The 12,689-nt window shown below is 46.9% G+C and carries 11 protein-coding genes; 7 read left to right on the top strand and 4 right to left on the bottom strand.

Annotation, left to right across the window (positions count from 1 at the left end; all coding sequences use genetic code 11):
• Positions 1 to 72 precede the first annotated feature (72 nt).
• From L1N97_RS11215 to L1N97_RS11195, 5 genes are all read left to right on the top strand, one after another.
• Positions 73 to 1,308, top strand: a complete 1,236-nt coding sequence (locus L1N97_RS11215; protein WP_236129843.1) for a glycosyltransferase — start codon at positions 73 to 75, stop codon at positions 1,306 to 1,308.
• Positions 1,305 to 2,063 carry a Nif3-like dinuclear metal center hexameric protein gene (locus L1N97_RS11210; RefSeq protein ID WP_236129842.1) on the top strand — a complete coding sequence of 253 codons (759 nt, stop codon included), beginning with the start codon at positions 1,305 to 1,307 and terminating at the stop codon, positions 2,061 to 2,063. Before L1N97_RS11215 ends, L1N97_RS11210 begins: the two co-directional genes overlap by 4 nt.
• Positions 2,064 to 2,083: 20 nt before the next feature.
• Positions 2,084 to 2,857, top strand: coding sequence for a methyltransferase (locus L1N97_RS11205; RefSeq protein ID WP_236129841.1), 774 nt, complete (start codon positions 2,084 to 2,086; stop codon positions 2,855 to 2,857).
• Positions 2,858 to 4,327: 1,470 nt separating this feature from the next.
• Positions 4,328 to 4,765, top strand: coding sequence for a hypothetical protein (locus tag L1N97_RS11200; RefSeq protein ID WP_229585805.1), 438 nt, complete (start codon positions 4,328 to 4,330; stop codon positions 4,763 to 4,765).
• Between the two features lie 96 nt (positions 4,766 to 4,861).
• Positions 4,862 to 5,308, top strand: coding sequence for a hypothetical protein (locus L1N97_RS11195; RefSeq protein ID WP_236129840.1), 447 nt, complete (start codon positions 4,862 to 4,864; stop codon positions 5,306 to 5,308).
• A gap of 96 nt (positions 5,309 to 5,404) precedes the next feature.
• Here the strand turns inward: L1N97_RS11195 and L1N97_RS11190 are convergent, their stop codons facing one another.
• Together L1N97_RS11190 and L1N97_RS11185 are read right to left on the bottom strand one after the other, a co-directional pair.
• Positions 5,405 to 5,674: a type II toxin-antitoxin system YafQ family toxin gene (locus L1N97_RS11190; protein WP_236129839.1), complete on the bottom strand. Its 270-nt coding sequence runs from the start codon at positions 5,672 to 5,674 to the stop codon at positions 5,405 to 5,407.
• Entirely contained in the window at positions 5,661 to 5,945 is a 285-nt protein-coding gene (locus L1N97_RS11185; RefSeq protein ID WP_236129838.1) for a type II toxin-antitoxin system RelB/DinJ family antitoxin, read from the bottom strand. Before L1N97_RS11185 ends, L1N97_RS11190 begins: the two co-directional genes overlap by 14 nt.
• A 143-nt stretch (positions 5,946 to 6,088) precedes the next feature.
• Between L1N97_RS11185 and L1N97_RS11180 the strand changes: the two genes are divergently transcribed.
• Together L1N97_RS11180 and L1N97_RS11175 are read left to right on the top strand one after the other, a co-directional pair.
• The gene (locus L1N97_RS11180; RefSeq protein WP_229585808.1) at positions 6,089 to 6,418 is read left to right on the top strand and encodes a hypothetical protein; all 330 of its coding nucleotides are present in this window, start codon (positions 6,089 to 6,091) and stop codon (positions 6,416 to 6,418) included.
• Between the two features lie 438 nt (positions 6,419 to 6,856).
• Complete coding sequence (locus tag L1N97_RS11175; RefSeq protein WP_236129837.1) at positions 6,857 to 7,075, top strand: YcxB family protein; 219 nt, start codon at positions 6,857 to 6,859, stop codon at positions 7,073 to 7,075.
• 49 nt (positions 7,076 to 7,124) lie between these two features.
• Here the strand turns inward: L1N97_RS11175 and tamB are convergent, their stop codons facing one another.
• Both tamB and tamA read right to left on the bottom strand, forming a co-directional pair.
• Complete coding sequence (gene tamB, locus L1N97_RS11170; RefSeq protein WP_236129836.1) at positions 7,125 to 10,859, bottom strand: autotransporter assembly complex protein TamB; 3,735 nt, start codon at positions 10,857 to 10,859, stop codon at positions 7,125 to 7,127.
• Positions 10,860 to 10,890: 31 nt separating this feature from the next.
• Positions 10,891 to 12,594, bottom strand: coding sequence for an autotransporter assembly complex protein TamA (gene tamA / locus L1N97_RS11165; protein WP_236129835.1), 1,704 nt, complete (start codon positions 12,592 to 12,594; stop codon positions 10,891 to 10,893).
• Positions 12,595 to 12,689 lie beyond the last annotated feature (95 nt).

The raw sequence follows: 12,689 nt of genomic DNA, 5'->3' as shown, positions 1-12,689 counted from the left end.
TGCCGGTGGGCAACATAGATGCTATTTACAGGCTGAGCAGGTAGAATATGGCCTTTTTGAAAAGGAGCCAACATGCCACTGTTAGTGATTATTGGTTACGTTTGGCCTGAACCCAATTCGTCGGCGGCGGGGAGCCGAATGCTCAGTTTACTGCAGTTATTTCAACAGCAGGGCTGGCAGGTGATCTTTGCCAGCGCGGCGGAAAAAAGCCCACATCGCTTTGCTTTAGAAAGTATTGGTGTTACTGAGCAGAGCATTGCACTGAACGACAGCCGTTTTGATCAATGGATCGCTGAGTTACAACCTGCTGCCGTATTGTTCGATCGTTTTATGCTGGAAGAACAATTTGGCTGGCGCGTAGCCGAGGCTTGCCCAGAGGCTTTACGTTTACTTGATATGGAAGACGTGCATGCGCTGCGCCATGCCCGGCATGACGCTGTTAAGCAGCAGCGACCGTTGCAGCTAGCTGACTTGAACAATGAACTTGCTATGCGTGAAGTGGCCGCGATTTATCGCTGTGATCTTACCTTGGTAATTTCTGAGTATGAGCTGCAATTATTACAACAGCATTATCAGCTGCCAGCCAACTTACTGGCCTATTGCCCATTTTGGCAAACTGAGCCGGTTGCTAGCGCTCCGGGCTTTGCTGAACGCCATCACTTTATCAGTATTGGTAATTTCCGGCATGCGCCCAATTGGGATGCCGTATTGTGGTTAAAGCAGCAGTTGTGGCCGCAGATCCGAGCGCAGTTACCCCAAGCAGAGTTGCACATTTACGGTGCCTATCCGCCACCCAAAGCCACCGCCTTACATAATGCTCGAGAAGGCTTTTTAGTGAAAGGCTGGGTAGATAATGCCGAGCAGGTTATGCGTCAAGCCCGAGTCTGTTTAGCACCGCTGCGCTTTGGCGCCGGTTTAAAAGGCAAATTATTGCAAGCCATGCAATGTGGTACACCCAGTGTGACGACGCCCATTGGTGCTGAAGGGATGACCATCGACAGTGGCTGGGCCGGTCAGATCGCCCAGACCAGCAGCGAGCAGGCAGCTGCCGCCTGTCAGTTGTATCAAGATGCTGCCGCTTGGCAAAGCGCGCAACAGCAAGGTTATCACATTTTAGCTACGCGCTTTGCCAGTGATCAAGCTCAGTATTTTTGGCAGCGATTACAACCGCTGTTGATCGAAACGGCTTTAACGCGAGCAGAGCGGCGCGCCAGCAATTTTACTGGCCAGATGTTACAATCGCATGCTTATCGTAGTACCCGTTATATGGGGCAGTGGATAGAAGCGAAAAATAGGAAAATGCCATGATTGAACGCCAACAGTTAGTCGATTATTTGGATCAGTTACTCGATAGTGGGCGCATTAAAGATTATTGCCCTAATGGTTTGCAGGTAGAAGGCAAAGCACAGATCCAAACCGTGGTCACCGGTGTCACCGCCAGCATGGCGCTATTAGAGCAAGCGGCGGCCTTAAATGCCGATGCCATCCTGGTGCATCATGGTTACTTCTGGAAAAATGAAGCGCCCATGGTGGTTGGCATGAAAAAGCGCCGTTTACAGCTTTTGCTAGCGCATGACATCAATTTACTGGGTTATCATTTGCCGTTAGATGTGCACCCAACCTTAGGCAATAATGCGCAATTAGCCCAGATTTTACATCTTGAAACGGCCACACCCGTGTTAGGTGTCGAGCCGCTTGGCGTATTGCAACAAGGTGAGCTCGCCAAAGCAACGCCACTAACCGACATTGCGGCGTTGTTAGCAGAACAATTGCAGCGCGACCTGTTGGTGGAAGATGTGGGCATTGGTGCAGTAACCAAATTAGCATGGTGTAGCGGCGGCGGCCAAGGCTATATTGAACAGGCCGCGGCGGCTGGGGCACAGCTATTTATCAGCGGTGAAGTTTCAGAGCAAACTATCCACTGTGCGCGCGAGCTGGGCATTCATTTTATTGCCGCAGGCCATCACGCCACAGAGCGTTATGGTGTCAAAGCTTTGGGTGAGCATTTAGCCGCTGAGCTGGGTTTAACCGTACATTTTGTTGATATTGCTAACCCGGCCTAAGCCGCCGACAAAGAGGCGCAATGCGTGATAAATTAACCGATCGTAATTTTGATCAATTAGCTGAGCGTTTCCAGCAAAACATTTATAACACCAGCAAGGGGCAGTTACGCCAAGCGGTGTTAATGCGCGATCTCTTGGCGCTACCGCTGTTAGCTAAGCCTTGTTCGGTGTTAGATGTCGGCGGTGGTCAGGGGCAACTCGCTTTGCGGCTAGCAGCCTTGGGGCATCAGGTGCACTTAACCGATATTTCTGCCGACATGCTGGCGATTGCACAGGCGCAGGCTGCAGCGGCAAACTTGTCGCAACAGTTTCGCTTTACCCATAGCCCATTACAAACCCTGGCCAGTCAACTTGCCGGGCAACAGTATCCGCTGGTGCTTTGTCATGCGGTATTAGAGTGGTTGGTTGATCCGGCCAGCGCAATTCAACAATTACGGCAAGTGCTGGCGCCCGGTGGCATTTTGTCGCTGATGTTTTTTAATAAAGACGCGCTACGCTTTAGTAATATTGTGTATGGCAACTTTGATTACGTAAAAGCCGATATGCGAGTGAAAAAACCGGTGCGCTTAAGCCCACAACAGCCGTTACTGCAAGCGGATGTGCTGGCGTGGTGTCAACAAGCGGGGCTCAGCGTCATCAGTAAAAGTGGTGTACGCTGTTTTCATGATTATTTACGTGATCGTCAGCTACAAATCACTCAATACAGCGAACTTGAAGCGCTCGAGTTACAATACAATCAACAAGAGCCTTATGCCTCGTTAGGGCGTTACACGCACTTGTTGCTGCAAGGTTAAGCAATAAGTGATGGGTATTACAAGTCAGTCAGCATGAATTAGTAGCACTCATAGGACCTGATATTGCAACTGAATTACACTACTTAGCTTCGGGGCAGATACTAAGACCCTAAGAATCCTAACGTTTTCGCCGTTGGCGAGATACTTTCTTTTGCGTCGCCAAAAGAAAGTATCCAAAGAAAATGCGACCCCACTTCCGCTCGAAAGCCCAACTGCTCATGCGCTGTCCAAGGCGAAAACGTAACTCGCGCGGCGCTACCGTCGCCGCACTCAAACACCCGTTTTCTTAAAACCTTGGCCACCGATGAGCAGTTGGCTCGCTCTAAGGGGACTAAAATCCAGAGCAAGCTCCAAGCTTCGGGGGCAGATACCAAGACTCTATTGATGAGTTAATAGCGAAGTAAACTTTGGCTGGAGACGTCTTTTTCAGGGATGAAAAAGAGGAGCGTACACGGATGTATTTACCGCGTGCTCCAGTCGAAGCTTTACGTAGCGTTTAACCTTTTCGCCGTTGGCGAGATACTTTCTTTTGCGTCGCCAAAAGAAAGTATCCAAAGAAAATGCGACCCCACTTCCGCTCGAAAGCCCAACTGCTCATGCGCTGTCCAAGGCGAAAACGTAACTCGCGCGGCGCTACCGTCGCCGCACTCAAACACCCGTTTTCTTAAAACCTTGGCCAACGATGATCAGTCGGCTCGCTCTAAGGGGACTAAAATCCAGAGCAAGCTCCAAGCTTCGGGGGCAGATACCAAGACTCTATTGATGAGTTAATAGCGAAGTAAACTTTGGCTGGAGACGTCTTTTTCAGGGATGAAAAAGAGGAGCGTACACGGATGTATTTACCGCGTGCTCCAGTCGAAGCTTTACGTAGCGTTTAACCTTTTCGCCGTTGGCGAGATACTTTCTTTTGCGTCGCCAAAAGAAAGTATCCAAAGAAAATGCGACCCCACTTCCGCTCGAAAGCCCAACTGCTCATGCGCTGTCCAAGGCGAAAACGTAACTCGCGCGGCGCTACCGTCGCCGCACTCAAACACCCGTTTTCTTAAAACCTTGGCCAACGATGATCAGTCGGCTCGCTCTAAGGGGAATAAAAGCCAGAGCGGTATTTGCTTAGCAAAATAGCTTTGGGGGCAGATATTAAGACCCCCGACAGAGCTCTCCAAAGCGAATACTGAAGAGCAATTGCAACAACTCCTGCCTTACTGATCAACAGCCACACCGCAAGATGTGGTTATTGCACAGCCTACAATTAACCTAGGCTTATGATATTGCTTATGTTTACTCTATTTGGAGTTAGGGTGTTACTGAGATTTCTCAGTAACATGGTAAATTTAAAGTGAATTAAATGCTTGGCTGGCTGCTCAAGTTATTGATTTTAGGTAAACTGATGGGTATAAGTTTAATTTGCCTTTCGAGTATAACTGAGAGGTCCACATAATAAATGTTAGCATTACAGGAGCATTAACAAACATGAAGTTATCGATTTTATTTTTAGCGACTTTGCTGTCATTTAATTCTTTAGCTGCGGATTATCAAACCGAGATTGATGATTTCTTTAAGTTGTATCAATCTGGGAAGGTAGATGAAGCAGTTGATTCCATTTATCGAACAAATAAATACGTATCATCAATCCCAGATCAAATTAAAAATGTTAAAAATCAATTAAATGCGCTTGAAGGGCTTATAGGAGATATTAACAATATCGGTAAAGTTGATACATACGCAGTTGGTGATAACTTTGTTCATGTTACATATTTGGCCACATACGATAGGCAACCTGTTCGTTATGAGTTTCAATTTTTTAAAGTCAAAAGCGGTTGGAGAATATATTCATTTTCATTTGATGACGGCATAACCCAAGAAATAGCAACCGAAGCAAGAAAGGCCGCTTTGTCATCTCAAAAGTAATGCTAACAAGCGCCTTAAACATAGCGGCCTGCGGCCGCTGGACTCGCAACAAGTTGCTCGCCATTTAGGCGAGCGTTATGTTTCTAGGAGAATGCAGTGAAGTCTAAAATTTTAACATGGGTTGGAGTTGGTCTATTTATTATCTTAGTTTTTGTAGCGGGACTATTTAGTGGTGCTGTCTTGACGTTTCAAATGAATGGGGCTTCATATACTAAAGAACATGTAGATAATGGTCGTTTTTTTCTATATGCATTAAAAAGGCTTGAAGAAAAGAAAGACGTCGATGGCGCTATAAGTACACTGCGTAATAACTTATTTGCAAAAGTTTCAACTGTTGGCATTCAACTAGAGCTACCTACAAATAGTAGGGATAAAGAGCTTATAGAGTCTTTTTACTTTGAAGTAATTGATTACCTGAATGAACATGGTGGGCTGCATGATACTTACCAAGTTATTGAAAATGGTAAAACTATTGAAAAGCAATCAGGTTATTCAATGCTCTTGCAAGAATTTGCTGAGAAACATAACAAGACCATTAAATAGCGTACACGTAACAGTTGTCTCGGTTCCGCTTCACTTCATATTTTAGCCAACTATTATTTAGCCATTTATGACGGCGTTATGCGATGTATGCAGCAGTTAGAAAAGTTCGCTGTGAGAGCCAATTCGTGCAAGTTGAAGTGTGTCATTGTTGATTCTATAGATCAGAATAAGGTCTGGTTTAATGTGGCAATCGCGAAAGCCGTGCCAGTTTCCCGTTAGGGGATGATCAACATTCTTGGGTGGTAACGTTTCACCGCGTTGTAACTGGGAAATAATATTCCCGACTTCGAGAATGTCGGGAATAGGTATTTTAGTGATTTTTTTAAAATCTTTTTTGAATTGTGTCGAATATTCAAGGGTGAGCATTTGGATCCTTGCCCTCGGTCAGCTCGTTGAACATATCATCAACAGATGCGCTTTGTTTGCCTTTGCCGTCAACCAATTCTTTAATTGCAGCGGCAGTTGTTCCATTTGGTTGACGAGCTTTAAGCTCAAAAGGTATGCCGCCATGATTGATAACTGCACGAGCAAAAAGCTTTAAAGCCTGAGATGGGCTTAGCCCGACATCATCGCAAATGTTGGTGAAAGCTACTTTTGTGTCATGATCTATGCGTGTGCTAAGCATTTCGCTTTTCATGTTAATTACTCCAGCGTGTGTTGCAATGTTAGACATTGTAGCACATAGTTGGAACATCACATGACAAACCGCGTCATTCAGTGCCTGCGACCTTGGCAACGCTCACCAGTTCGCGGGCATGCGCGGAGCGTAAGGAATAGTAAATGGGACTTAAACTTGAAGTTACAATAGAAAGCTGTTGGCGGGGTTCAATCTTAGATACTGTTTCAAAAATTGCCGAATTTGATTTAGTTGCAATGAAATCTTTTGCTGGACTATTGGGCCTTGAATTTGAAAAGTCGCAATCTATTACATTAACAAATAAAGAAAAAGCTTTTGTTTGGGTAGCAAAAACTGCAGAAAATAAATATTGTTTTTCAATTAGCCACAATGAAAAAACTCTTTTAACTGTTAAAACTGAAGGTAATTTCTATGTTGAAACATATTTACCGGACGGAAAGTTTTATCAATTTAAGCTAACGGGTGAAATATAAATTCGCTATTTTACAATTTGCAAAAACTCAAATATGACAAATAGCTATGTTCAGTGAAATTCCTAACAAAGCGTTCTCGCATCGCGCACTACGTGTGCTGGACAGTTTGCGTTATAGATACATGGAAAAGTTGATTTATGATTAAGACAATTAGAGTGACTGAGAAAGATTATCTCAACTTCACTCATTACGCGTTTAAACGCCTGTGCACACCACAACCTAAGGGCGCTATAGGTTTCATCAAAAACATGGTTATTTGGTGCATTTTAACCATAGCTTTTATGTTTGTATTTCAGATTGATTCAATATCATTATCTAGGTTTCATTGGCCATCAGTGGCAATAACTGCACTTCCTTTTGTAGTGTTTATTGTCGTTTACTTTAACAATATGCGTAAACTCCGTCAGTCGAGTATTCCCAATCAAAATGGCTTAATGCTTGGAGAAAAAACCAGAGTTTGGTACTGACGGAATTACAGAAATAAACTCACTTGGAAATTGTTTTTATAAGTGGGAAAGCGTTGAGTCTGTAGAAGATAATAGCGGTGATCTTTATATTTTCTTAGATAAGCTTTTTGCCTTAATCATCCCTGCTGCTTCTTTTTCCTCAGATACAGAAAAAGCAGAGCTCCAATCAATAATGAAAAAGTATGTATAACAAGGTGCTATTGTCGCCACTGTCGTGGCTCACTTATAAGTAAGTTGGTTTAATCAAATTCAAATTTGTAGAGCACATCAACAGCGTTATCCAAGCCTGATACTGCTTCTAAAAACAGGCTGCGCATTAAGCGATAGCGCAGTGTAAACTGGCCAATCGGCTGAAAAATACCAATACCGTATTTTAGTTGCAAATCTCGGGTCAGATAACCACTGACGGTAACCTGTGAGTTATCACCGGCACCTTCGGTATCCAGAGTGAGATCACTGACCCCAAAAGCCTCGCCAATTTCCCCAACCAGTTTGCCGCTGGAAGCGAAACTCATGCCAATTAAGCTGGTGGTAACGCTGTTGGCGGCATTGCCTGATTCACTGTCGAGATCTCGGCCCATAATTAAATAGGAAAGGGCATTGGCTTGCGGTTTGGAGGGCTCGGAGAAAATACTAATCACCGGTTGATCGGCCGGACCCGTGACGCGAATACCGGCGATCACGTCATCTTCCATATTAATTGGGTTACGAATGGCTTCGACATTTAAGAACGGTTGGTCAGCGGGGCCACTAAAGGTCATTTTGCCTTGGCGGATCAATAAGTCTTGGCCATAAGCACGAAAGGTACCGTCTTTTAAGTTCACTTCACCGCGCACAGTGGGGTTAAACTGTTGTTGTTGCACACGTAAGTCACCGTTTAAACGGGTTTTTAAGCCAAAGGCGGATAAATTCACCGCTTGGCCCAGTTGCACGCGAATGTCTGTTTCAATGGCAAAGGCCGCCGTTTGCTCTTCGCTAATGGGGTTTAAGCGGCGATCTAAGAGCACCAGATCGTTGGATAAGCCCACGGCATTTTGCGGCAAGCTATCAACGATAATCGTTGCACGTGGGATCTGCACTAAACCGGTTATTTTACTGCGCCCGGGTGCGGCGGTGATCTGCAGATCGGGTTTTACAAACAGTAAGGCTTGTGGGATCTGCAGTTTTAATTCATCCCCTTTAACTTGCACCGCTAAACGCCAATCTTCACGCTGTTGCCAATTAGCATCACCGCTTAAGGTGACGCGGCCTTCAGGGGTGTTGACGATGCCGCTTAAGCTGGCTTGTTCACCGGTAAACTTCACTTGTAAATCGGCTTGCTCAATATCGGTTGGCGCTAATTTACCTTTGACCCGCAGATCGGCAAGGCGCAGCTCACCGGCAATTTGCGGCTCGGCTAAATCGCCGCTGATACTTAATTGGCTGGATAAGGTACCCGCCAGCTCGCTGTATTCATCCAGTAACGGCCGTAAAAAATCTAATGTCAGGTTTTGTAGCGTAATTTCACTGCGTAACGGTTTTTGTTCTTGGTTTAAATCACTGATCAAGGTTTGTGCCTGTAACACACCCTCCTTGCCAATACGCAGCTCAAGTTGGCTGCGTAGCTGATGTTGTTCGAGCGAGGCAGTGAGTGATAATGCCGACCAATCTAGGGTCACCGGCACATCCAGTTGTTGCGTAAAACTGCCCGGTTCACCGTTTAATTGTAGCGTTGCCTTGGCGGCTTGGCCTTGTTGCCAATAGGCGGCCAATTGCAGTGAAATACCGCCTTTTAAACTCGATTGATAGGGCAGTAGCGGGTTTAATTGCGCTAATTGATAATCTGCTAGCGTTAAGCTGAGGCTGATCGCTTCACGGTTTAAGGTGGTTGCTTCGGTTAAACATAAGGTGGTGGGGGCTTGCTGCCAACAATGCGCGGCCAGGCTTAATTGTTGCTTGATAATATCGACGGTAACAGGCAGCGGCGCAGTTAATTGCCAAGCGCCTGCTGGGCTGGTTAAAGCCACTTGTTGCAGCTCGGCTTGCCAAAGCTGGCGATCGGTTAAAGCACCCGATAAGTTGATATCGGTACTGAACTCATCTGCGGTCAGCGCCAGTTTTAATTGATGTGCCAACTCGGTGCCGCTGAGCTCTAGCGATAATTGCTGCAAACGTTGTTGTTGATACTGCCCCTTCGTCGCGTTCAGTTTCAGTTGGCTGCGGATCGGTTGCGCCAAAGACACCTGCGCGGTTAGGTTCGCTTCGGCCAGTCGAAAATCTTCATAGTCAAGCTTACTGGCATTCAGTGCGATTGAAATATCAGGCTGTTTCGCCAGGCCGCGTACTGATAAAGCACCGTTTATTGCGCCTTTTAAACCCGGGATACTCAGTGCTAATTGCGGCAGTGTGATTTCGCCATCCAATTGCCATTGTTCTGCCAGTGAACCTTGGACACTCAGCGTATTGCTGCCGTGGCTTAAGGTTAAGCCCGGCGTTGTTAGCTGCCAATCGGCGTTCGCGGGTTGGCCGGTTAGCGCTAACTCGCCCTGTAATTGCAGTGCTTGACCACGTAATGGGCCGCTCAAGTTTACTTGTGGTACGTGCAACTCAAGTTGTCCTGCTGTGTTATAGCTGCCTTGGGTTTGCAGCGAGCCTTGCAAGCGACCGGGGAAATCAGGCCAATATTGACCCGGCTGGATATCGCTTAAGGTTAGGGCTAATTGCCAGGCTATCTGCTGCTGTAAGTTGAGTAAACCTTCGGCATTGATAATGCCACCTAGGGTCGTCAATTGCAGTTGGGCAAGATCAAGTTGTTGTTGCCAATGTTGCCACTGACCTTGCAGCAGCAGTTGACTGTCGGGCAGGTTGCTACCCGTGATGGCGCTGGCTAAGGACAGGTTTAAAGCACTTAAACGGCCAGTCACTGTTAATTGGGTGTCGTGCAACTGCATAGTCGGTGCGCTTAACGGCCAGCTTAACTGGGGGCTTTGCAGGCTAAGTTGCAACGGTAAATCATCGGTTAACAACGCCAATTCGCTGTGTAACTCTGCAGTAATCGGCCCTGAAGCCAACAATGACACCGACAGATCCGCCAGATCGCCACCGAGTGTTAACTTCAAGCGTTGTCCTGCAAAATCGCCTTGGTTTAACGTTGCATCAAGTTGTGCTTGTAGCGGGTAGTTAGGTTTGAACTCGACATTGGCGCTGAATTGCACAGAGGCAAGCGGATGCTCGGCGCTGACATCCAGTAGCCGGACTTGTTGCGGAGTTAACTGGGCACTCAAAGTTAACTTCGCCAGTTGCTGTTGCAATCCTGCTTGCTTAAAGCTGAATTCTGTCAGTTGGAAATCTTCTATCAGGATCGACAGCGGCAGCGAAAACTCGGGTAATACCGGCGCATGATAGCCGGTTAATGCGGCGGTTTCAGTAGCTGCTGGCGCGAGCTCAACGCTTAATTGATGCCAGCGTGTTTCGCTTAAACGCACTCGACTGCCCCAAGCAACCAAGGTGGTACTAAATGATTGCCAAGCAAGTTGCTGAGTCGGGGTATTGAGGGCCACATCTTCTAATATGATGCGGTTAATGTTAATAGGAATAGGAAGTAAAATACGCCCTGAACCGCTGGCCTCGGCGGGTGCTGCGCTTACCGTGTCTGGGTGGGGTTCTGCTAGGCTAGCGAGATCAATCCGACTACCACGCAGTTTTAATTCAGGGATACACACACGCAACTGTATTATGCAGCGTTTTTGCAGGCGAAAGGTTAGGCTCTCAAGTTGCACATCTGCAATGGCATTTTTAAAGCGAATATCCGCTAAGCTCACCCCACTTAACCAAGCGCCCTCAGTTTTGCCGATGCTTAATTCATCGACCAAGCTATCGGCTATCCACACGCTAAAACGTAGCCCTGGCTGCGTAAACAACAGCAAGCTGAGTAACAGTAATACCGCTAACAAGGGCAGTACCAGTGTACGGTTTAACCAGCGGCGCACGCGCATTAGACGCTGCTCCTTTGTTCTGACCGAGTGATCATAATTCAGGCCCTAAAGAAAAATGGAGTTGGAAAGGGGAATCAACGGCATCTAAACCCCAAGCTAAATCGATACGGACGGCGCCAATAGGCGAGGCCCAGCGCACACCAAAACCGACCCCGAGCTTCCAATCTGGGGTGTCTGTCCAAGCACTGCCATAATCGGTAAAGCCGGCTAACCACCAGTTGCCCTTTACCCGATATTGATATTCTATTGAGGCCGTTGTCATGTAACGACCGCCAATCAGTTCGCCTTCATCGTTAAGAGGCGAAACAGATTCATAGGCGTAGCCACGTAAGTTGTTATCGCCACCAGCGAAAAAACGGATCGATGGCGGTAAGTTATCGATATCTTCCATCAGCACGGCACCGGCGTCTAGCCGACCGACGAAACGATGATTATTGGCAAAGGTGGTAATGTAGCCCGCTCGACCACGTAACCTGACAAAGCTAGCATCAGAGCCCCAACTGCGATCGGATACTTCCACGCCAAATAACAAGCGATCAGCGCGAGTTGGCATGCCTGAACCCGTTTGCCGGCTGCGCGAGAAACTCAAACCGGGCATAATTAAGCTGCTGGTGTCTTGTTGATCGGCTTGGGTGTAATCCTCATACAACCAGCGTAGCGATGCCGTGCGATACCAATCGTTGCTGAGCAGCCAATGCCGTTCTAATGCCAAATTAGACTCTTTTGACAAGGTATCTTGATAATCACGGTTGCGCAGGCCGTATTGTAATTGCCAGAAATCGGTGGCCACGCTTTCTAATGGCAGTTTATAGGCCGCCTGAATACTTTGCTCGGCCCCCGACAGCGCTAATTTGCTGTCTAAGCTATGACCACGCTCATTTAACCAAGGTTTTAACCAATTGAGCTTTAAGCGCGCGCCCACATCATCTGAGAAACCAATACCGGTCTCGATACTGTTGCGTTTGCGCGGTGCTAGCTCAACATCCACCGGTAAAATATGTTCGGCCACCTGATCGGTATTACCGGTGACTAAAATAGAAGAAAACCAACTGGTATTGGCAATCGCTTGGTTTAATTCACCCAGTTGTGTTGCCAGATAAGGATCGCCCACTTTAAACGGCACTAAACTTTGTAAGCGGGCATCTTCAATTTGATTGCCTTGAAACCTCACCGGGCCAAAACGGTAACGAGGGCCACTGTCAAACGTCAGTTGTACAAAGGCTTGTTTCAGCGCCGGCGCCACTTCTAAACGAGCAAGACTAAAATTTGCCTCAAAATAGCCTTTGCGTAGGGCTAAATTTGTCAGCGCTTTTTTAAAACTGTCATAGCGGCCATGATGCACGGTTTGGCCAACTTGGGGGGCTTGTTTTAATAGTGCCAGAAAATCACTATCGTTTTGCGCTTCGCCGTTAATCAGAATATTGGCTTTGTTGATAAGCGTGGGCTCACCGGCATCCACCTGAATGAGCAGCCGACTATTTTTACCACTGTGTTGCAGTTCAATGCTGACCGTGCTGTGGTAATAGCCCAGTGCTTGCAGAGCCGTGCTAATGTCATCTTCTAAGCGAGATTGAAAACGCAGTGCTGTGGAGATCTCGTCTGGTGTATAACGGTCGAGATAAAGTTTTACATTATCTTCCAGCTCGCCAGATAAACCCGTCAGGCGCAAGCTTGTTTGCGCCGTGGCAATGCTTGGCAGCAGCAACAACATTAAAAACATGATCAATCGGAACATGACACTCCTGTGAGGTTGTCGGTTAGCCAACGTTAGGTCGTTAGCAGCAAAAAACCGAACTTGTTAAGTTAAGTGTACCTTATCGCCAGCATGGC

Origin of the sequence: Rheinheimera sp. UJ63 (genome assembly GCF_021568285.1) — a bacterium.
Classification (GTDB): Bacteria; Pseudomonadota; Gammaproteobacteria; order Enterobacterales; family Alteromonadaceae; genus Alishewanella; species Alishewanella maricola.
This window is presented reverse-complemented; position numbering and strand designations above follow the sequence as displayed.

Coding starts and splice junctions, on each gene's coding strand:
- L1N97_RS11215 (WP_236129843.1), top strand. CDS start 73: ATGCCACTGTTAGTGATTATTGGTTACGTTTGGCCTGAACCCAATTCG.
- L1N97_RS11210 (WP_236129842.1), top strand. CDS start 1,305: ATGATTGAACGCCAACAGTTAGTCGATTATTTGGATCAGTTACTCGAT.
- L1N97_RS11205 (WP_236129841.1), top strand. CDS start 2,084: ATGCGTGATAAATTAACCGATCGTAATTTTGATCAATTAGCTGAGCGT.
- L1N97_RS11200 (WP_229585805.1), top strand. CDS start 4,328: ATGAAGTTATCGATTTTATTTTTAGCGACTTTGCTGTCATTTAATTCT.
- L1N97_RS11190 (WP_236129839.1), bottom strand. CDS start 5,674: ATGCTCACCCTTGAATATTCGACACAATTCAAAAAAGATTTTAAAAAA.
- L1N97_RS11185 (WP_236129838.1), bottom strand. CDS start 5,945: ATGAAAAGCGAAATGCTTAGCACACGCATAGATCATGACACAAAAGTA.
- L1N97_RS11180 (WP_229585808.1), top strand. CDS start 6,089: ATGGGACTTAAACTTGAAGTTACAATAGAAAGCTGTTGGCGGGGTTCA.
- tamB (WP_236129836.1), bottom strand. CDS start 10,859: ATGCGCGTGCGCCGCTGGTTAAACCGTACACTGGTACTGCCCTTGTTA.
- tamA (WP_236129835.1), bottom strand. CDS start 12,594: ATGTTCCGATTGATCATGTTTTTAATGTTGTTGCTGCTGCCAAGCATT.